25 protein-coding genes are annotated in these 16,381 nt (G+C 43.5%); 18 read left to right on the forward strand and 7 right to left on the reverse strand.

Going from position 1 to position 16,381, the window contains the following annotated elements; genetic code table 11:
* Positions 1–9: 9 nt before the first annotated feature.
* Positions 10–501, forward strand: a complete 492-nt coding sequence (gene queF, locus ACPF7I_RS04360) for a preQ(1) synthase (RefSeq protein WP_430744596.1) — start codon at positions 10–12, stop codon at positions 499–501.
* 117 nt (positions 502–618) lie between these two features.
* Positions 619–1,308, forward strand: coding sequence for an oxidoreductase (locus tag ACPF7I_RS04365; protein ID WP_430744595.1), 690 nt, complete (start codon positions 619–621; stop codon positions 1,306–1,308).
* Positions 1,309–1,323: 15 nt separating this feature from the next.
* Here the strand turns inward: ACPF7I_RS04365 and ACPF7I_RS04370 are convergent, their stop codons facing one another.
* A complete protein-coding gene (locus ACPF7I_RS04370; RefSeq protein WP_021095653.1) occupies positions 1,324–1,500 on the reverse strand; it encodes a YkvS family protein in 177 nt (58 codons plus the stop codon).
* An 88-nt stretch (positions 1,501–1,588) separates the two neighbouring features.
* On the reverse strand, positions 1,589–1,873 hold the full coding sequence (locus ACPF7I_RS04375; protein ID WP_430744593.1) for a hypothetical protein: 285 nt from the start codon (positions 1,871–1,873) through the stop codon (positions 1,589–1,591).
* 147 nt (positions 1,874–2,020) lie between these two features.
* Between ACPF7I_RS04375 and ACPF7I_RS04380 the strand changes: the two genes are divergently transcribed.
* Positions 2,021–2,215 carry a hypothetical protein gene (locus tag ACPF7I_RS04380; RefSeq protein WP_235341054.1) on the forward strand — a complete coding sequence of 65 codons (195 nt, stop codon included), beginning with the start codon at positions 2,021–2,023 and terminating at the stop codon, positions 2,213–2,215.
* Here ACPF7I_RS04380 and ACPF7I_RS04385 read toward each other — a convergent pair.
* Complete coding sequence (locus ACPF7I_RS04385; RefSeq protein WP_430744591.1) at positions 2,142–2,666, reverse strand: sigma-70 family RNA polymerase sigma factor; 525 nt, start codon at positions 2,664–2,666, stop codon at positions 2,142–2,144. The genes ACPF7I_RS04380 and ACPF7I_RS04385 overlap by 74 nt on opposite strands.
* Positions 2,667–2,922: 256 nt before the next feature.
* Between ACPF7I_RS04385 and ACPF7I_RS04390 the strand changes: the two genes are divergently transcribed.
* Both ACPF7I_RS04390 and ACPF7I_RS04395 read left to right on the forward strand, forming a co-directional pair.
* Positions 2,923–3,165 (forward strand): YueH family protein, encoded by a 243-nt coding sequence (locus ACPF7I_RS04390; RefSeq protein ID WP_430744589.1) that lies wholly within the window; start codon positions 2,923–2,925, stop codon positions 3,163–3,165.
* Positions 3,166–3,183: 18 nt separating this feature from the next.
* Complete coding sequence (locus ACPF7I_RS04395; protein ID WP_430744587.1) at positions 3,184–4,440, forward strand: ATP-binding protein; 1,257 nt, start codon at positions 3,184–3,186, stop codon at positions 4,438–4,440.
* 15 nt (positions 4,441–4,455) lie between these two features.
* On the opposite strand, the gene ACPF7I_RS04400 is transcribed toward ACPF7I_RS04395, so the two are convergent.
* Complete coding sequence (locus ACPF7I_RS04400; RefSeq protein ID WP_430744585.1) at positions 4,456–5,058, reverse strand: nitroreductase family protein; 603 nt, start codon at positions 5,056–5,058, stop codon at positions 4,456–4,458.
* 116 nt (positions 5,059–5,174) lie between these two features.
* On the opposite strand from ACPF7I_RS04400, the gene ACPF7I_RS04405 reads away from it, so the two are divergent.
* The 5 genes from ACPF7I_RS04405 (at position 5,175) to ACPF7I_RS04425 (ending at position 7,561) form a co-directional block, all read left to right on the forward strand.
* Positions 5,175–5,483, forward strand: a complete 309-nt coding sequence (locus ACPF7I_RS04405) for a winged helix-turn-helix transcriptional regulator (RefSeq protein WP_430744583.1) — start codon at positions 5,175–5,177, stop codon at positions 5,481–5,483.
* Positions 5,484–5,540: 57 nt separating this feature from the next.
* Positions 5,541–5,744 carry a DUF1659 domain-containing protein gene (locus ACPF7I_RS04410; protein ID WP_297988836.1) on the forward strand — a complete coding sequence of 68 codons (204 nt, stop codon included), beginning with the start codon at positions 5,541–5,543 and terminating at the stop codon, positions 5,742–5,744.
* Between the two features lie 13 nt (positions 5,745–5,757).
* Positions 5,758–5,973, forward strand: coding sequence for a DUF2922 domain-containing protein (locus tag ACPF7I_RS04415; protein WP_003396710.1), 216 nt, complete (start codon positions 5,758–5,760; stop codon positions 5,971–5,973).
* Positions 5,974–6,043: 70 nt separating this feature from the next.
* Positions 6,044–6,187, forward strand: coding sequence for a YvrJ family protein (locus ACPF7I_RS04420; RefSeq protein ID WP_430744581.1), 144 nt, complete (start codon positions 6,044–6,046; stop codon positions 6,185–6,187).
* Positions 6,188–6,268: 81 nt separating this feature from the next.
* Positions 6,269–7,561 (forward strand): protoglobin domain-containing protein, encoded by a 1,293-nt coding sequence (locus ACPF7I_RS04425; protein WP_431019184.1) that lies wholly within the window; start codon positions 6,269–6,271, stop codon positions 7,559–7,561.
* Position 7,562: 1 nt separating this feature from the next.
* Here the strand turns inward: ACPF7I_RS04425 and ACPF7I_RS04430 are convergent, their stop codons facing one another.
* On the reverse strand, positions 7,563–7,730 hold the full coding sequence (locus tag ACPF7I_RS04430) for a hypothetical protein (protein WP_430744580.1): 168 nt from the start codon (positions 7,728–7,730) through the stop codon (positions 7,563–7,565).
* A gap of 112 nt (positions 7,731–7,842) precedes the next feature.
* Between ACPF7I_RS04430 and ACPF7I_RS04435 the strand changes: the two genes are divergently transcribed.
* The 7 genes from ACPF7I_RS04435 to mnhG are packed head-to-tail and all read left to right on the forward strand — an operon-like array spanning position 7,843 to position 13,529.
* Positions 7,843–10,227: a Na+/H+ antiporter subunit A gene (locus tag ACPF7I_RS04435; protein WP_430744579.1), complete on the forward strand. Its 2,385-nt coding sequence runs from the start codon at positions 7,843–7,845 to the stop codon at positions 10,225–10,227.
* Positions 10,224–10,646: a Na(+)/H(+) antiporter subunit B gene (locus tag ACPF7I_RS04440; protein WP_430744577.1), complete on the forward strand. Its 423-nt coding sequence runs from the start codon at positions 10,224–10,226 to the stop codon at positions 10,644–10,646. The genes ACPF7I_RS04435 and ACPF7I_RS04440 overlap by 4 nt, the downstream gene beginning before the upstream one ends.
* Entirely contained in the window at positions 10,646–10,978 is a 333-nt protein-coding gene (locus ACPF7I_RS04445) for a Na(+)/H(+) antiporter subunit C (RefSeq protein WP_009361110.1), read from the forward strand. The genes ACPF7I_RS04440 and ACPF7I_RS04445 overlap by 1 nt, the downstream gene beginning before the upstream one ends.
* Positions 10,971–12,443: a Na+/H+ antiporter subunit D gene (locus ACPF7I_RS04450; RefSeq protein WP_430744575.1), complete on the forward strand. Its 1,473-nt coding sequence runs from the start codon at positions 10,971–10,973 to the stop codon at positions 12,441–12,443. Before ACPF7I_RS04445 ends, ACPF7I_RS04450 begins: the two co-directional genes overlap by 8 nt.
* Positions 12,444–12,449: 6 nt before the next feature.
* Entirely contained in the window at positions 12,450–12,926 is a 477-nt protein-coding gene (locus ACPF7I_RS04455) for a Na+/H+ antiporter subunit E (protein WP_430744573.1), read from the forward strand.
* A complete protein-coding gene (locus ACPF7I_RS04460) occupies positions 12,923–13,198 on the forward strand; it encodes a Na(+)/H(+) antiporter subunit F1 (protein ID WP_085789063.1) in 276 nt (91 codons plus the stop codon). Before ACPF7I_RS04455 ends, ACPF7I_RS04460 begins: the two co-directional genes overlap by 4 nt.
* On the forward strand, positions 13,188–13,529 hold the full coding sequence (gene mnhG / locus ACPF7I_RS04465) for a monovalent cation/H(+) antiporter subunit G (protein WP_430745975.1): 342 nt from the start codon (positions 13,188–13,190) through the stop codon (positions 13,527–13,529). The genes ACPF7I_RS04460 and mnhG overlap by 11 nt, the downstream gene beginning before the upstream one ends.
* Before the next feature lie 13 nt (positions 13,530–13,542).
* Here the strand turns inward: mnhG and ACPF7I_RS04470 are convergent, their stop codons facing one another.
* Positions 13,543–14,304: an alpha/beta fold hydrolase gene (locus tag ACPF7I_RS04470; RefSeq protein ID WP_430744571.1), complete on the reverse strand. Its 762-nt coding sequence runs from the start codon at positions 14,302–14,304 to the stop codon at positions 13,543–13,545.
* 174 nt (positions 14,305–14,478) lie between these two features.
* Here ACPF7I_RS04470 and ACPF7I_RS04475 point away from each other — a divergent pair, with 174 nt between their 5' ends.
* Positions 14,479–15,489 (forward strand): LysM peptidoglycan-binding domain-containing protein, encoded by a 1,011-nt coding sequence (locus ACPF7I_RS04475; protein WP_430744569.1) that lies wholly within the window; start codon positions 14,479–14,481, stop codon positions 15,487–15,489.
* A 28-nt stretch (positions 15,490–15,517) separates the two neighbouring features.
* Here ACPF7I_RS04475 and ACPF7I_RS04480 read toward each other — a convergent pair whose 3' ends face one another.
* Complete coding sequence (locus ACPF7I_RS04480; protein ID WP_430744568.1) at positions 15,518–16,321, reverse strand: HAD family hydrolase; 804 nt, start codon at positions 16,319–16,321, stop codon at positions 15,518–15,520.
* Between the last annotated feature and the right edge of the window lie 60 nt (positions 16,322–16,381).

Here is a 16,381-nt window from a genome sequence, read left to right on the forward strand (position 1 = left end):
GGAGAAAAAATGAGAAAAGATGAAGAACTACAAGGAGTTACGCTTCTTGGAAACCAAGGAACGAAATATGTATTCGAATACAGCCCAGACATTCTTGAAGTGTTTGATAACAAACATCCTGATCGCGACTACTTTGTAAAATTTAACTGTCCGGAGTTCACGAGCCTATGCCCTAAAACAAACCAACCGGATTTTGCTACAATTTACATTAGTTACATCCCTGATCAAAAATGTGTTGAAAGTAAGTCGTTGAAGTTATATTTATTTAGTTTCCGCAATCATGGCGATTTCCATGAAGATTGCGTCAATATTATTATGAACGATTTGATTCGCGTCATGGAGCCGCGCTATATTGAAGTGTGGGGGAAATTTACACCGCGCGGCGGCATTTCCATTGACCCGTATTGCAACTGGGGCCGCCCGGGAACGAAATATGAAAAAATGGCGGAATATCGCTTATTAAACCACGATTTATATCCGGAAAAAGTGGATAATCGCTAAGAAGGCTGGCTCATAAGTCAGCCTTAAAAAATTCATAAAAGAGAACTAGTTTTTTTTCGCAAACGGGTATATAATGACAAATTGTTACGAACCTTTTTTTGTTTGGGGGGTCTTCATTTGAGACAAAGAACAGCTCTTGTGATCGGAGCAAGCGGGTTAGTCGGAGGCGAGCTTCTCCAACGATTGCTTCGCTCAGAGCATTATGAACGAGTGACGGTGTTTGTTCGAAAGCAACTGTCGTGCGAGCATGAAAAATTACAACAAGTTGTCGTTGATTTTGACAACATCGAACAATATGAACAATATTTTCATGTCGACGATGTATTTAGTTGTTTAGGGACGACGATGAAAAAAGCAAAAACAAAACAACAATTTATTAAAGTCGATTACGAATATACGTTGCGGGCGGCAAAGCTAGCGGAAAAATGCCACGTCAAAACGTTTTTATTCGTTTCTGCGATCGGGGCGGATCCGCATTCGATGTTTTTTTACAATCGCGTCAAAGGAGAAACGGAAGAAGCGTTGCAGCGGCTTACGATTCGCTCGTTACACATTTTTCGCCCATCGTTATTAACAGGAGAGCGACAAGAGTTTCGCCTCGGTGAAAAAACAGCGGAATGGCTTTCTCACGGTTTTTCGTTTGCGTTCGTCGGCAAATGGGAAAAATATAAACCGATCGCTGCAAAACAGGTGGCGGAAGCGATGTATTATGCTGCGCTTTCAGAAAAACAAGGAGTATACATTTACGAATGTAGCGAAATGAAAGATCAATGTGAACAACAAAGAGGGCTGTCTCATCAACAATAAGCAGCCCTCTTTTCGTTACTCTACAATTTTGTAGTTTTTATGGTTGACGACTGTTCGTTCTTGTAAGTCGAGTTCTTTGTAGTTATCCATGTACGTTAAGTCGACAATCACTGAATTTTCGTTTACTTTTTCAACGATTCCCCGCAACCCATTTTTAAATTCAATGACATCGCCAATTTGCGCTTTTTTCATTGAAAATCCCCTTTACTTTTGAATTTTTAAACCTTTTTTCTATTTTGCATGATTTTTCCTCGTTCGTAAAGGGCATTTTCAACTATTTTTAACGCTGTGGCCCATACGGCATGTACGGCCACATCGGCGCCCCGCAACCGCCTGTCATCATTTGTTGCGGCATCGGCATCATTTGTGGCATCGGCATTGGCATCATTTGTGGCATTCCTGGCCACATCGGTCCCATCGGCATGCCACAGCCACAATCGCTCGGCATCATTTGCGGCATCGGCATCATTTGTGGCATTTGTTGTGACATCGGCATCGGTTGCATTTGTTGCGGCATCATTTGTTGATCTAATCGGAAATCTTCATACATATTCCAGTCATTCATCGTTCATCTTCCTTTCTTTCATTTAGAATCCACCAACATTGTATGTGCATTTTTTATAGACGTGTGTCAATATAACAAAATTAGGCATTCACACATTGTATTGACATGTATCGTTCAGCGCGTTAAAACAAAGAGGGAGGGATGAACGTGACTGAGCAAGAAGCGAAGCAACTTCTTCAACAATTGCGCACACGCGACATTCCGCATGTGCTTGTAAAAAAAGAACATTTTTTAACGTTTCGTCATGTGCTCGTCCAGCAAGAAGATTTTAAACATTTTCGCGGCGTCGCCCAGCGTGGCGGCGATGTCGTGTATTACTATATGGATGAGCCGCGCAGTTAACGTATCGTTTTAGCTTTTTGACGGCGGACAGGCGCCATTGTTTTACGGCATTTATACTTACGCCTTCTTCATCGGCAATTTGTTTTAACGTTTTTCCTTCGATCACATGACGAATAAGCCATATGCGCTCGCGCGGCGTTAAATATTGTAGCGCATCTTCCCATACGATGTTGGAAAAAAAATCGACATCTTCTCTTAGCACATATTCTTCTGGCAACGGAACATATGCGTTTTTCGTTTCTTTGCGCAGTTGTGATACGATGCGCCAGCGAATCATTTTAAATGCGAACGTACAAAAGGAGCCTTTCGTTTCGTCGTATCGCTCATATGCTTCCCAAAGCGCGATTAAACCGATTTGCATATATTCATCGACATGACGGCGAATATGCAACTTGCGAATCATATAAGAAATGAGCGGGCGATATTGCTCCACGACCGTTTCAAATGACATGTGTACTTCCTTTCCCGAAAGCGCGCTCTCGATGATTCCGCGGTACATTTAGCTTATCAAAGCGGCTCGCTTAGCGCGAATCGAAAAATAGTCCGAACGAACGGTTGACATGTATGCATATACATTATATTCCTTAAGGAAATGGGGAAAATGGGGCGGAAAACGGAGTGAAAATGGAGCGTTTACGAAAAAATGTTTTGAACAATGGAAAAATTTTGTGATATGATAATAAAAAATGGAAAGGCATGAGTAAGAGATGAAAATTAGAAAAGCAACGATTGATGAACAATCGTCACAACAAAACGTGTACATTTATGAAAATAAAAAAGAGCAATATATCGTTATTGCGATTCCGTATTTGGAATGGTCTGCGCAAGTGACTTATGCCGATTTGGCGAATATTGAATTACGTTTACAACAATCGCTTGCGAACGTATTAGAAAAAGAATATATTTCACCGCTTGCCATGAAGCTCGCCCAATGGATGAGAGAAATGTAAGAAAGGTTTCGTTGCCAAATGAAATACGCCGTTTTCCTCTATGTTATTGTTAGTTTCGCTTGGATCATATTGACCGACTTGTATGTAGACAAATTGCCTATTCCACAACATATCGCACCGCACGTACAGACGATCAAAGGCTCGCTTTTTGTCGTGCTATCGGCGGTATTTATGTATATCGCTTTAAAAAAACATCGCGCGTTAAAACAAATGAGCGAAAGCGAGCAAGAGCTGTTGACGCTCATTCATGCGATGCCTGATTTCGTATCGTTTAAAGATGGACAAGGACGTTGGCTTAGGGTAAACGAATTTGGCTTAAAGCTGTACGGACTTGAGCATGTCGACTATAAAGGAAAAACAGATGCCGAACTGGCGGAATATACCCCTCATTTTCGCGAAGCGTTACTTTATTGCATCGATTCGGACGAAGAAGCGTGGCGGGCGAAAACGGTGACGCGTGCGGAAGAATCGTTTTCGACGCCAGACGGTGAAGTGAAAACGTTTGACGTCATTAAAGTGCCGCTATTTTACGAAAACGGAAAACGAAAAGGGCTTGTTGTCATCGGGCGCGATATTACACAACAAAAAGTTGCCGAGCAGCTGTTGTTGAAAAAAGAAAAACTATCGGTGATCGGTGAGTTAGCAGCAGGCATCGCCCACGAAATTCGCAATCCGTTAACGTCCATTAAAGGCTTTTTGCAAATGATGAAAGAAACGAAAGAAGTAGATGAACGTTTCGTACAAATTATGTTGGATGAAATTGAGCGCGTCAATCAAATTGTGAGCCAACTTCTCGTGCTTGCGAAACCGCAAATGAAATCGTATAAACCGCTCGCTTTACACGATGTTCTTGACTACGTGATCGGGCTGTTTACGTATGAAGCGATTTTGCAAAATGTGCAAATGAAATATGAACCGCGCACATCCGCAACCGTATACGGCGACAAAAACGAGCTCATTCAAGTGTTTGTCAATGTCGTAAAAAACGCATTAGAAGCGATGCCAAAGGGAGGAACAATCACCATTTCTGCAAAAGAAAAAGATGACCGCGTGCATGTCATCATCGAAGATACAGGAAAAGGTATTGAACAAGAGCGTTTGAAACGAATTGGTGAACCGTTTTATACGTTAAAAGAAAAAGGAATGGGACTCGGTTTAACGACAAGCATGAAAATGGTTCATGAACATAAAGGCACGATGCAAATTGAAAGCAAAGTCGGCAAAGGAACGCGGGTTCACATCATATTGCCAACATGCAAAAATGACCCGTCTTAAAACGGGTCATTTTTATTACTCTACCCATGTCGTTACTTCATCTACTGGTAGACGAAGAGAAGGATGCGCAGGTGCGCTCGCTTTGCCGATTGTGATGAGCATCACCGGAATGTATCGATCAGAAATATGAAACTCTTTCGTAAATGCTTGTGGGTCAAAGCCGCCGATCGCGCACGTATCAAACCCTTCAGCTTTTGCGACAAGCATGAGTTGCATCGCAGCTAACGAAGCGTTCGTTAACGCAGCATCGCGCGCATATTGTGCGTTTGTATACGCCCCTTCAATTTGTTTTGCGAGCGTTTCTTTCACTTCTTTTGTCATTTTTCCTTGCGCGACAAGCGGGTCATACACCGCATCTATTTTTTTATTCGCTTGTAAGTCGCCGAGCACGGCAACAACTGCCGATGCATCCACGATTTGTTGTTGGTTGTAAGCGATCGGAAGGAGCTTTTGTTGCGCTTCTTTTCCATAAATGACGACGAAATGCCAATGTTGCAAATTCCAAGCAGAAGGCGCCTTCGTCGTTAATTGTAAAATTTTTGTTAGTTGTTCTTTCGAAATCGAAGCGTTCGGATCGTATTTCCGAACGGATTGTCGTTGTTCAATAATTGAAATCATATATATTTCCTCCTTAAATGAACAAAAATAAAATAACTTACTTTTTGTTAGTTACGATAATTATATTAATTTAGTTACAATAAGTTTGTCAAATTTCATGCATAGGGTGATGAGTTATGGAACGTTCGCATGTTTGTCCGAAAATTGAAGCAGCATTTCAATTGCTAGGAAAAAGATGGAATGGGTTAATTATTCACGTTTTATTTCGCGGTCCGCTTCGCTTTAAAGACTTAGCAGAAAGCATCCCGGAAATTAGTCAAAAAATGCTAACCGAACGGTTAAAAGAATTAGAAGAAGAACAAATTGTCGTTCGTCACGTATATCCAGAAAAGCCTGTCCGCATTGAATATGAATTAACAGAAAAAGGGAAAGGTTTGCATATCGTGATGAAAGCTGTGCAAACGTGGGCAGAAAAATGGATGTAGTCCCTAACCTTTCGCCATCGTCGTTGCGATAGTAATAGGTGAAAGGAGGGGAAAGGCGTGATTCAACGTTCACAGCTTCGGTTAACGTTTGAAGTCGGGGTGACGGAAACGGGCAAACCCATTTATAAAAATAAAACGTATGTCATTAAACCGAACGCAACGGAAAGCTCGCTCGTCTCTGTCGCTCAAGCGCTTGCCTCTTTGCAAAGCGCTCCGCTCGTTCACGTATATCGCACCGATGTGCACGTATTAGGCGAATAAGGGGGGATAAGAAATGAAAACGCTTGAATTGCAGTTTGTAAATGAAGAAGGAAAGACGGTTCGTTTGACGATTGATGAACCGCGTGAACATGTGACGCAAACGGAAATCGCTAACGTGATGGACGTCATTATTGCCGCAAACGTCTTTCCATCGAGCGGAGGCGACCTCATCGCGAAAAAAGGCGCTCGCCTCATTGATACAACCGTGACACAATGGACGTTTGCCTAAACGGTGCAAGGTGTCCCGTAATCGGGGCACCTTGTTGTATATAAGCTAAAACAGGAAGGAAGGAGAGAAGATGGAAGCGTATTTGTCGATTCTTTCCGATGTCGGTTTTCCGATTGCGGTGACGTTTTATTTGCTGCATCGGATTGAAGGCAAATTAGATGCCGTCATCGACTCGATTCGTACGTTAGGCGAGCAATGGAAAGCACCCAACTAAATGGGTGTTTTCTTTTTGCATTCCTTTTGTTAACATAAACATATAAACAAGTGGTTTATATGAGTTAAGGGGGATTATCCATTGTTTAGACGAAAACAACAACAGCACAATGACCAACTTGAAGCGATTTTACAAATGAAAGAAGAGCCGATTCGCCTGCATGAAGGAACGGTTGAACGACAGCTGGCGCTCATCGGGATGACGACGAAAGATATTGCGATTTTACAATATGTTCAGCCATACATTGAAGCGCATATTGCCCGCATCGTTGACGCCTTTTATGGTGCGCTTCAAAAAGAAAGCCATTTGTTTTCAATCATTCAAAAACATAGCACGATTGAGCGCCTAAAGCAAACATTAACGATACATGTAAAAGAAATGTTTAGCGGAAACATTGATGAAGCGTTTATTGAAAAAAGACGCCGCGTTGCTCAAGCACATGTCCGCATCGGCTTAGAGCCGAAATGGTATATCGCTTCGTTTCAACATTTGCTTGAGGAAATTTTAGCGGTCATGTTAGAACAATTACGCCAGCCGTCGTATGTCATTGTCGTCATGAAATCCGTTTCTAAAATGTTAAACGTTGAACAACAGCTCGTGTTAGAACAATACGAACGAGAAAACGAAGCGCTTCGTTCGCAAATGGAAGCGCTAAAACAACACATAAAAGAGCAAGTGAAATTGTCGCTGCAACAGCTAAGTCACGTGTCTGAAGAAGTAAGCGCTTCCGTTGCGTCGCTAAACGCGCAAGCAGCTGGCATTTCCAAAGCGGCGCAAGAAGCGTCTGCTGTGGCACTTGCGAGCGCCGACAAATCAACGGCAGGCAAACAGCGGCTCCAAACACAAGTGGAAAACATGTTGCACATGGACGAAAAAATGAAGCAAATTGAAGCGAATATGGACAAGCTTCAGCAAGCGATGCATGAAATTGAACATATTGCTTCACTCGTCACATCCATTGCGGATCAAACGAATATGCTTTCGCTCAACGCATCGATTGAAGCGGCGCGGGCAGGAGAGCACGGAAAAGGGTTTGCCGTCGTTGCTGATGAAGTGCGCAAACTTGCGACGCAAACGAAACAATCTGTCGCCGACGTTTCGCGCGTATTAAGCGACATTCAACACCATCTCGCTACGATGGCACAATCGCTACATGAAGCGTCACGTTCGATGACCGACAGTGCAAATCGAATGAAAATGATTGATTCATTTTTCGATGAGTTTGCTGTTGCGCTTGAGCAAATTTGTCAATATAGTGTGCGCATTGACGATGAAATGAAAGCGTGCGTACAAGCGGTGGGCGAAATTCATGAAGCGATCGCTCACGTCTCTGCGTCAGCAGACGAGCTAAAAGGGCTAGCGGGCGAATTGTAATTTATTTTTTTGTTTTTTCCTCATGCTTTTCGATTTTACGAATATATTGTCTCGGCTGAAACGGCTCACGATGCCTTTCGTTTACCGTTGCGTAAATGGAAGGCTCTATTTTTTTTGTTTCGACTTCATAGTCAGCAAAAAACATGGCAAACATAAAAAAAGCAACCATCACTTTCACTCCTTTTTTGTTTTTACTATGTATTTTGAAAAAAAGTGAAACTTTTTATACATATGGTTCGTATAAAAAAGAGGATCGTTATGTCAGAAGGGGGTTGATTGTTTTGTCGACATTACATATCGCCATGTTTGCGCCGTTTTTGTTGGCGCTATTCGTTCCGTTGTTGTACAAATTCGTTCGCTCGCTGCACGTCGGGTGGTTTGTATTACCGCTGCCGATTGCGTTATTTGTTTATTTTTTATCTTATATGGATGATGTGCGTAAGTACGAAGCAGTTCGGGCAACCATGCATTGGATTCCGTCGCTTGACATTTCTTTTGACGTATATGTCGATGGGTTAAGCTTATTGTTTGCATTGTTAATTACAGGGATCGGGACACTCGTTGTGCTCTATTCCATTTATTATTTGCAAAAAGGAAAAGAACAGCTTGGCCATTTTTACGTATATTTGCTTTTATTTATGGGGGCGATGCTCGGTGTTGTGTTATCCGACCATCTCATTGCGCTATACGTCTTTTGGGAATTAACGTCTATTTCATCATTTTTATTGATTGCTTATTGGTATACGCGCGATCGTTCGCGCTACGGGGCACAAAAATCAATGCTCATTACGATGTTTGGCGGGCTGCTTATGCTTGGTGGGTTTGTTGCGCTTGCGATCGCAGGTGGGACGTATAGCATTCGTGAATTGATGCATGCATCATTAACAGAACATCCGCTGTTTATCCCCGCACTTTTCCTTATTTTGTTCGGCGCCTTTACGAAATCAGCGCAATTTCCGTTTTATATTTGGTTGCCTGATGCGATGGAAGCCCCAACGCCTGTTAGTGCATATTTACACTCGGCAACGATGGTGAAAGCAGGTATTTATTTAATTGCGCGCTTGACGCCGATTTTTGCCGTTTCGTCTTTTTGGGTTTGGACTGTGGCTCTCGTTGGGCTTGTGACGTTATGTTGGGCATCATTTTTAGCGTCAAAACAGACGGATTTAAAGGCGATTTTAGCGTTTTCAACCGTCAGCCAGCTCGGTTTAATTACGTCGCTGTTAGGAGTGGGGGGATTGGCGTTTCATTACGATTGGATGGAAGAAAACATATTTATGGTTGCGGTGCTAGCTGCTATTTTCCATCTGTTCAACCATGCGACGTTTAAAGGGAGTTTGTTTATGGTCGTCGGCATTGTTGACCATGAAACAGGAACGCGCGACATTCGCCGGCTTGGTGGGTTAATGACGGTCATGCCGATCACATTTACGATCGCGCTCATCGGTTCGCTTTCGATGGCAGGACTGCCGCCGTTTAACGGTTTTTTAAGTAAAGAAATGTTTTTTACTGCGATGTTGCACGCGAGAGAAGCGGCAGGATGGGCGGCTATTTTACCGGTTGTTGCGTGGGTTGCAAGCATATTTACGTTTTTATATAGCGCCCTTTTCGTGAGCCGCACGTTTTTTGGTACGTACAAGCCGCATTTATTGAAAAAAGAAGCGCATGAAGCCCCAATTGGGATGCTTATAGCACCAATTGTGCTCGCGTTGCTCGTCATCTTCATCGGAATTGTGCCAAATGTATTGTCCGAATCTATATTAGCGCCAACTGTATATGCGGTGTTATACGGACTGTTTACACCAAACGAAGCGGTTGATGTGCATATTTCTCATTGGCATGGGTTTACGCCAGAATTATTTATGACGATTGGCGTGTTATTGTTCGGTTTGTTGTCGTATCGCACGTTTCCAAAATGGAAAAAGGTGTATGCCCGCCTTTCTGAACGAATGTCGTTAAACTTTTTTTACGATCAGTCGTTCATTTGGATGGAAAGAGGGGCACGCGCGTTTATGTCGCGCATTATGACAGGATCGATACGCACGTATTTAATCTATATTTTTGCATCGCTTGTTGTTTTGCTTTTGTTTACGATCGGTTTAAGGGAGCAATGGAACATCGATTTAAGTCGCTTAGCGCACGTTCGCATATATGAAGTGGTGCTCGCTTTAGCTATGATCGCAGCGACGATCACGACGGTGATGGCGAAATCACGTTTAACAGCTATCGTTTCATTAGGGGCTGTTGGTTATTCGGTAGCGTTGTTTTTCGTGCTATTTCGCGCCCCGGATTTAGCGCTAACACAACTTGTCATTGAAACGATTTCTGTGGCGCTCTTTTTGCTTTGTTTTTACCATTTGCCAAAGTTTAATCAGAAGCAAGAAAGCGTCGGTTTTAACGTAAGAAACGCCCTTATTTCTGTTTCGGTTGGCGTCACGATGAGCGTCATTGCCTTTTTTGCTTATGCAGGAAAACATTTCGATTCTATTTCGCAATATTACGTAGACAATACGTATGAAAAAGCCGCTGGAAAAAATATGGTCAACGTCATTTTAGTCGATTTTCGCGGCTTCGATACGTTGTTTGAAATATGCGTGTTAGCCATTGCCGCATTAGGCATTTATGCGATGGTGAAATTGCGACTTGCGAAGGAGGAGGAACGATGAAGCGAAACGATGTCATTTTACGAACGACAACAGCGGTCGTCACGCCAATCATCGTGCTGTTTTCCGTTCAACTGTTTTTTGCAGGACATTATTATCCGGGCGGCGGCTTCATTGGCGGATTAATGACAGCTGGTGCGCTCGTTTTATTGCTTTTAGCGTTTGATATTGAAACGGTTCGCAACATGGTTCCGATCAATTATAAATGGCTTGTGGCGATTGGATTGCTGTTTGCAGTCGGGACGGGAATGATGAGCATGTTTCTCGACCGTCCGTTTTTGACGCATGCGTATCAATACGTCCATTTGCCTTTGCTTGACCATACGTCGCTTCATACTGCGGTGTTGTTTGACTTAGGTGTTTATTTTGTCGTCGTCGGCGTGACAATGATTATTATTGAAACGATAGGGGAGAGCGACTAATGGAACTGCTTATGATTGTCGTCATCGGTTGTTTATTTACCGCCGCGACATATTTAATACTAAGCAAAAGTTTGCTTCGCATCATTATCGGTACAGGTTTGCTTAGCCATGGCGCTCATTTGTTATTGTTGACAATGGGCGGACTAAAAGTAGGTGCCCCGCCACTTTTAGGGGAAAAAGCGACGCGGTACGTCGATCCGCTACCGCAAGCGCTCATTTTAACAGCAATTGTGATCAGTTTTGGGGTAACCGCATTTTTCTTAGTGTTAGCGTATCGTTCATACCAAGAAATTGGAACAGACCATATGGAAGGGATGAAGGGAGATGAGTAACCTTCTGCTTTTGCCGATTGTTATTCCGCTTGTGACGGCAATCATTCTTATTTTCTTTCCGAAGCACGTGTTTTGGCAACGTGCCGTTTCAGCGGTAGCGACAAGTAGTTTAGTCGTCGCAAGTAGCGTATTGCTTTACCGCGTCCATACAGACGGCATCCAAACGTTAAACGTCGGAAATTGGCCGGCGCCATTTGGCATTACGCTCGTATCCGATCCGTTATCTGCGCTTCTTGTGCTTACGGCAAGCATCATCGCGCTTGCCTGCTTAGTTTATTCGTTTTACGCCATTGGCGAAAAACGGGAAACGTTTTATTATTATTCGTTTTTTCAATTTTTGCTCGTCGGTGTGAACGGATCGTTTACGACAGGCGATTTATTTAACTTGTTCGTCTTTTTTGAAGTGATGCTTATGTCTTCGTACGTGCTGCTTGTGCTTGGCGGGACGAAAATGCAATTGCGTGAAACGATTAAATATACGCTTGTTAACGTCATTTCATCCGCTTTATTCGTCGTTGCGGTGGCGTATTTATACGCGGTGACAGGAACGCTGAATATGGCGCATTTAGCTCAGCGCATTCATGACCTTGGCTCGTCCCCCATTTTAACGGTTATTGCAGTGTTGTTTATCGTTGTATTCGGATTAAAAGGAGCGATTTTCCCGTTCTACTTTTGGCTTCCGGGTGCATATTATGCGCCGCCGACACCTGTGTTAGCGTTATTTGGAGGACTGTTGACAAAAGTAGGGGTATATGCAATATTGCGCACGTTTACGCTTTTATTTACGCATGATGTTGCCTACACGCATACGTTGCTCGCTTGGCTTGCGATCGGTACGATCGTGATCGGCGTCATCGGAGCGGTGGCGTATCACGATATGCGTTACATCGTCATTTATAACATTATTGCCGCTGTTGGCGTCATGATCTTTGGCATTTCCGTCATGACGCCAGAAAGTGTAGAAGGAACGATTTTTTACTTGTTGCAAGATATGGTGATGAAAACGACGCTCTTTTTATTCGTTGGCATCGTCTTTTCGATTACGCGTTCGAACGATATACGTACGTTTTCTGGGTTAATTTCGTCATACCCGCTTCTTGGTTGGTCGTTTTTTATCGCCGCGTTATCGCTTGCGGGCATTCCGCCATTTAGCGGATTTATCGGCAAGTTGCTCATTGTAAAAGCAAGCTTCGATGCACATCTCATATTTGAAGCAATTGTCATTTTATTGTCGAGTTTGCTTGTGTTATATTCCGTCATGAAAATATTTATGAACGGCTTTTGGGGAGAGGAAAAAGGATTTGAACAAAAGCGGCTCGACGGACGAATCGTTCCGGCGTTGTTTTTGCTTGTTTTATCCGTTGCATACGGCGTTGGCGTGGAATTTGTCCGCCCGTTCGTTGTGGATGCGGTGAACGTATTGACGGAACCGAGTGTGTACATTCAAGCGGTGTTAAAGGAGTAGAAAGCGATGGCATTTCAAATTTTATTAAACGTCTGTTTAGCGTTCGTATGGATGTTTTTAACCGTTTCATTTAATGGAGCCTCGTTTATCGTCGGCTATATGATCGGGCTGTTTATTATTTTTATGTTGCGACGCTTTTTCCATTCGCGTTTTTATCTCGTTCCGGTGTTTGTCATTGTGAAATTACTGTTTATCTTTTTCAAAGAGCTCATTTTATCGAACATCGCAGTGGCAAAAGTCGTTATGAAACGTCCGTTAACAATTCAGCCTGCTATTTTTGCGTTGCCGACGGAATTAAAAAAAGAGTGGGAAATTACGATTTTAGCGATGCTCATTACGCTCACACCGGGTACGCTCGTTCTGGACGTGTCCGATGATGGAAGCACGTTGTATATTCATGCGTTAAATAGCCCAGATGTGCATGAAGCCATTGAAAGCATTAAGCAATCGTTTGAAAAAACGATTATGGAGGTGAGCAAATGATTGCCAATATCGCCCTCGTCATTTTGTCATTAGCGATGATCGGCTTTTTATATCGTGTCGTCAAAGGCCCAAGCGTTGCCGATCGCATTATTGCCCTTGATGCGATGGGCATTACGCTCGCTGGTATGGTTGCGATCGTTTCGATGTTGTTAAATACGAGCGCGTTTTTAGATGTCATTTTGCTCATCGGCATTTTAGCGTTTGTCGGGACGGTGGCGTTTGCGAAGTTTTTAGAGAAAGGGGTTGTCATTGAACGTGGGAATGATCGCTAATGTGTTTGTTGCTGTCCTTATTTTACTCGGGGCGGTGCTCACCCTTTTATCTGCTGTCGGTGCCATTCGTTTGCCAGATGTATATACGCGCAGCCATGCGATCAGTAAAAGTACGACGCTTGGCATCATGTGCATTTTACTTGGGGCGTTTTTACATTTTTTGATTGAAAACAACCACTTTAACTCCCGTTTATTGCTTGGCATCGTGTTTATTTTTATGACATCTCCTGTAGCGGCACATCTCATTAGCCGTGCGGCGTATTACGCAAACGTTGATCGGTGGGAAGGAACGGTTCGGGACGATTTAAGAGAAAAAGCTGGCGGAAAATAACCGTCAGCTTTTTCTATGCAAAATATGAGCGAATAATCAGATGGAGTTCGGCGTCATGTTTTGTTGGAATTTGATGGCGTGCCCCGTCGACATAGACGATGCGGACGTCGGGCGCATGTTGTTGAAATATACGCCCATACGCATGAACGTAATAGTCGCGCGCTCCGTATATGAGTAAAATCGGACAACGAAGCTCATGTAATCGGTCGGTGGAACGGTAATGAAGTCCTGTGACGTACATTTCATACAATCGCTTTCGATCGCTTAATTGAACGTAGTCAGCAATCATTTGTTGTTCTTCTTTCGTTATGCCGTGGGAACGACCGAGCACGTTTGCCAAAAAAGATAGTCCGTGCCATTTGACCGCATAAATGCCCAGTAAAAATTCGCCGTATAGCAGCGGCGTGCATACTTCGGAAAAGCCGCCGATAAGCACAAGCGCCTTCACTTGGTGCGGATATTGCAACGCGAAATGTTGGGCAATCGAGCCTCCGTTTGAATAACCACAGACGATCGCTTCTTTCAGCTCAAGATGGTTGAACAGCTCATGTAAATCGCTCGCTAACATATCCATCGTAATCGGTTTATTTCCTTTTCCGCTTTTTCCATTTCCTCTTAAATCGTATGTGATCACTTGAAATGAAGAAGAAAGTTCGCGCTGGCGATGAAATGTTATACTTCCCATGCCGGGTGGATGAACGAACACGATCGGTGTCCCGCTTCCTACCGTTTCATAGTACAAAGGAACGGAATGTTCGACAAATGTGTAAGCCATTTCACATCTTCCTTTCGTTTTCATACGAATAGTATGCGAAAAAAGATCGATATTTTATGCTTGTTTCAATTTAATGGAATTATAGTATGAAAATATACAGTTAATAGATGAATAGTTTCATGTTATCATATGAGCAGAGAAGCGCTTCAAAAAAGGAAAAAGGAGTTTGGGACGATGAAAAAAACGATTGTAGCTGGAGCGGTATTATCGACGTTATTTTTAGGGGAAAAAGCGGTAGATGCCGCGCAATATACGGTCAAATCAGGCGATTCGTTATGGAAAATTGCCCAAACGTTCCGCACGTCAGTGACTGAATTAAAAACGTTAAACCAGTTAACGACAGATACAATTTTTATTGGACAAGTATTACAAGTGCCTGATGGACAAACAACTGTTCAAACAACTGCGCCAACAAACACTACAACAACTTATACAATTCAAAGCGGCGATACGTTATCTACGATTGCGAGAAAATGGAATACAACCGTTACGCGTCTTCTTGAACTGAATCCAACGATTACAGACGTGAATCGTATTTATGTTGGACAAGTATTACAAGTGCCGGTGGCGGCAAGCACAACAAATACAACGACAAATCAGTTGACGTCACCAACGCCAGCACCAACAGTAACACCGCCAACAACGACAAATAGCGCAAGTAAATCGTATATTGTCCAGCCTGGTGACACGTTGTCAGCGATTGCGCAAAAATTGAATGTGACGGTAAACGATTTACTCGCACTCAATCCAACGATTACGAACGTGAACTTTATTCGTGTCGGGCAAACGATTTACGTCCCGCTTTCTTGGGAAGAACGGGCGAATGCAATCATTGAAACAGGAAAAAAATATCTCGGAGCAGCATATTTGTTCGGTGCACCGACGACGCGCACAGACGTGTTTGACTGCTCATCGTTTACGTATCGCGTATATAGTGAAAACGGCATCACGTTGCCGCGCACATCGCGCGAACAAGCGATGGTTGGAACTGAAGTGCCGCTTGCGAGCGTGCGCAAAGGCGACTTAATCTTTTTTGATACGACAGGGGATGGCGTCATTAACCACGTATCGATTGTCGTCGATAGCGCAACGTTATTGCACGCTGCTACAAGCACAGGTGTTGCTTTCGCAAATATGAGACCTTATTGGGCGCCGCGTGCAGTAAAAGCCGTTCGTCTTTTTTAATTGAAAGTGACGTGTTTGAAGATGCCTCTTACGTTTGAGGCATCTTTTCGTTTATGCGAAGCACCGTTTCGATCGCCTCATGGACGGAGGAAACGATGTAGCGTGCTTCTTTTTTCACTTGCTCATGCGCGTGCGACATGACGAAACTATGCGGGGTGAGGCGAAACATCGGAATGTCATTAAACGAGTCGCCAAAGCAAGCGACTTGTTCCGGTTGCATGTGTAAATGGTTCATTAACAGTTGAAGCGCTTCCCCTTTACTAATTCGTTTCGGCATAATGTCTAAACAACGAGGCTCGGAAATGAACGTATCGACATCTTGCTCCCAAGTTTGACGAACGAATCGCTCAAACTGCGCGACGATGTTTTCTTCAGCAATGACGGTAATTTTTGATGGAGAAAGATCATGGCCGATCGCATCGAGCATCTGTTTCTTTTCAACAATATCGAAAAATAACCGCGCTCTCATTTGCTCGATTTGTTCCGTTTTCGTTTCGACAAAGCTCGTTTGTTCATTGCAGACGAGCACAATCGCTTCAAGCGTGCGCGCTTGTTCATAAATGGAACGCGCAAGCGCTGGATCGAATGCGCGCTTATGAAGAAGGCGGTGATCGCTTGTGTACACAAATGCGCCGTTTTGGCTAATGCGATGAGCGTCATGGCCGATTTCCTTTAACACTTCTAAAATTTCATTATCCATTCGCCCAGAAGCGACAGCAAAGTCGATGCCGTTTGTAATCGCGCGCACGACTGCTTCACGATCTTCTTTTTTGACGCGTCGGTCGTAACCGAGCAATGTGCCGTCTAAATCGGTGACGATGAGTTGAATCATAATGGCAACTCCTTTCCATTTCGTCATGAACAAAAGTTTAATCGAACAAACGCATTTGTG

Source organism: Anoxybacillus dikiliensis, from assembly GCF_050613275.1.
Taxonomy (GTDB): Bacteria; Bacillota; Bacilli; order Bacillales; family Anoxybacillaceae; genus Anoxybacillus.

What these genes read in the sequence shown, in the direction of transcription:
- queF (WP_430744596.1), top strand. Translation starts at nt 10, where the DNA reads ATGAGAAAAGATGAAGAACTACAAGGAGTTACGCTTCTTGGAAACCAA.
- ACPF7I_RS04370 (WP_021095653.1), bottom strand. Translation starts at nt 1,500, where the DNA reads ATGAAAAAAGCGCAAATTGGCGATGTCATTGAATTTAAAAATGGGTTG.
- ACPF7I_RS04375 (WP_430744593.1), bottom strand. Translation starts at nt 1,873, where the DNA reads ATGAATGACTGGAATATGTATGAAGATTTCCGATTAGATCAACAAATG.
- ACPF7I_RS04385 (WP_430744591.1), bottom strand. Translation starts at nt 2,666, where the DNA reads ATGTCATTTGAAACGGTCGTGGAGCAATATCGCCCGCTCATTTCTTAT.
- ACPF7I_RS04390 (WP_430744589.1), top strand. Translation starts at nt 2,923, where the DNA reads ATGAAAATTAGAAAAGCAACGATTGATGAACAATCGTCACAACAAAAC.
- ACPF7I_RS04395 (WP_430744587.1), top strand. Translation starts at nt 3,184, where the DNA reads ATGAAATACGCCGTTTTCCTCTATGTTATTGTTAGTTTCGCTTGGATC.
- ACPF7I_RS04400 (WP_430744585.1), bottom strand. Translation starts at nt 5,058, where the DNA reads ATGATTTCAATTATTGAACAACGACAATCCGTTCGGAAATACGATCCG.
- ACPF7I_RS04405 (WP_430744583.1), top strand. Translation starts at nt 5,175, where the DNA reads ATGGAACGTTCGCATGTTTGTCCGAAAATTGAAGCAGCATTTCAATTG.
- ACPF7I_RS04415 (WP_003396710.1), top strand. Translation starts at nt 5,758, where the DNA reads ATGAAAACGCTTGAATTGCAGTTTGTAAATGAAGAAGGAAAGACGGTT.
- ACPF7I_RS04420 (WP_430744581.1), top strand. Translation starts at nt 6,044, where the DNA reads ATGGAAGCGTATTTGTCGATTCTTTCCGATGTCGGTTTTCCGATTGCG.
- ACPF7I_RS04430 (WP_430744580.1), bottom strand. Translation starts at nt 7,730, where the DNA reads ATGGTTGCTTTTTTTATGTTTGCCATGTTTTTTGCTGACTATGAAGTC.
- ACPF7I_RS04440 (WP_430744577.1), top strand. Translation starts at nt 10,224, where the DNA reads ATGAAGCGAAACGATGTCATTTTACGAACGACAACAGCGGTCGTCACG.
- ACPF7I_RS04445 (WP_009361110.1), top strand. Translation starts at nt 10,646, where the DNA reads ATGGAACTGCTTATGATTGTCGTCATCGGTTGTTTATTTACCGCCGCG.
- ACPF7I_RS04450 (WP_430744575.1), top strand. Translation starts at nt 10,971, where the DNA reads ATGAGTAACCTTCTGCTTTTGCCGATTGTTATTCCGCTTGTGACGGCA.
- ACPF7I_RS04455 (WP_430744573.1), top strand. Translation starts at nt 12,450, where the DNA reads ATGGCATTTCAAATTTTATTAAACGTCTGTTTAGCGTTCGTATGGATG.
- ACPF7I_RS04460 (WP_085789063.1), top strand. Translation starts at nt 12,923, where the DNA reads ATGATTGCCAATATCGCCCTCGTCATTTTGTCATTAGCGATGATCGGC.
- mnhG (WP_430745975.1), top strand. Translation starts at nt 13,188, where the DNA reads ATGATCGCTAATGTGTTTGTTGCTGTCCTTATTTTACTCGGGGCGGTG.
- ACPF7I_RS04470 (WP_430744571.1), bottom strand. Translation starts at nt 14,304, where the DNA reads ATGGCTTACACATTTGTCGAACATTCCGTTCCTTTGTACTATGAAACG.
- ACPF7I_RS04475 (WP_430744569.1), top strand. Translation starts at nt 14,479, where the DNA reads ATGAAAAAAACGATTGTAGCTGGAGCGGTATTATCGACGTTATTTTTA.
- ACPF7I_RS04480 (WP_430744568.1), bottom strand. Translation starts at nt 16,321, where the DNA reads ATGATTCAACTCATCGTCACCGATTTAGACGGCACATTGCTCGGTTAC.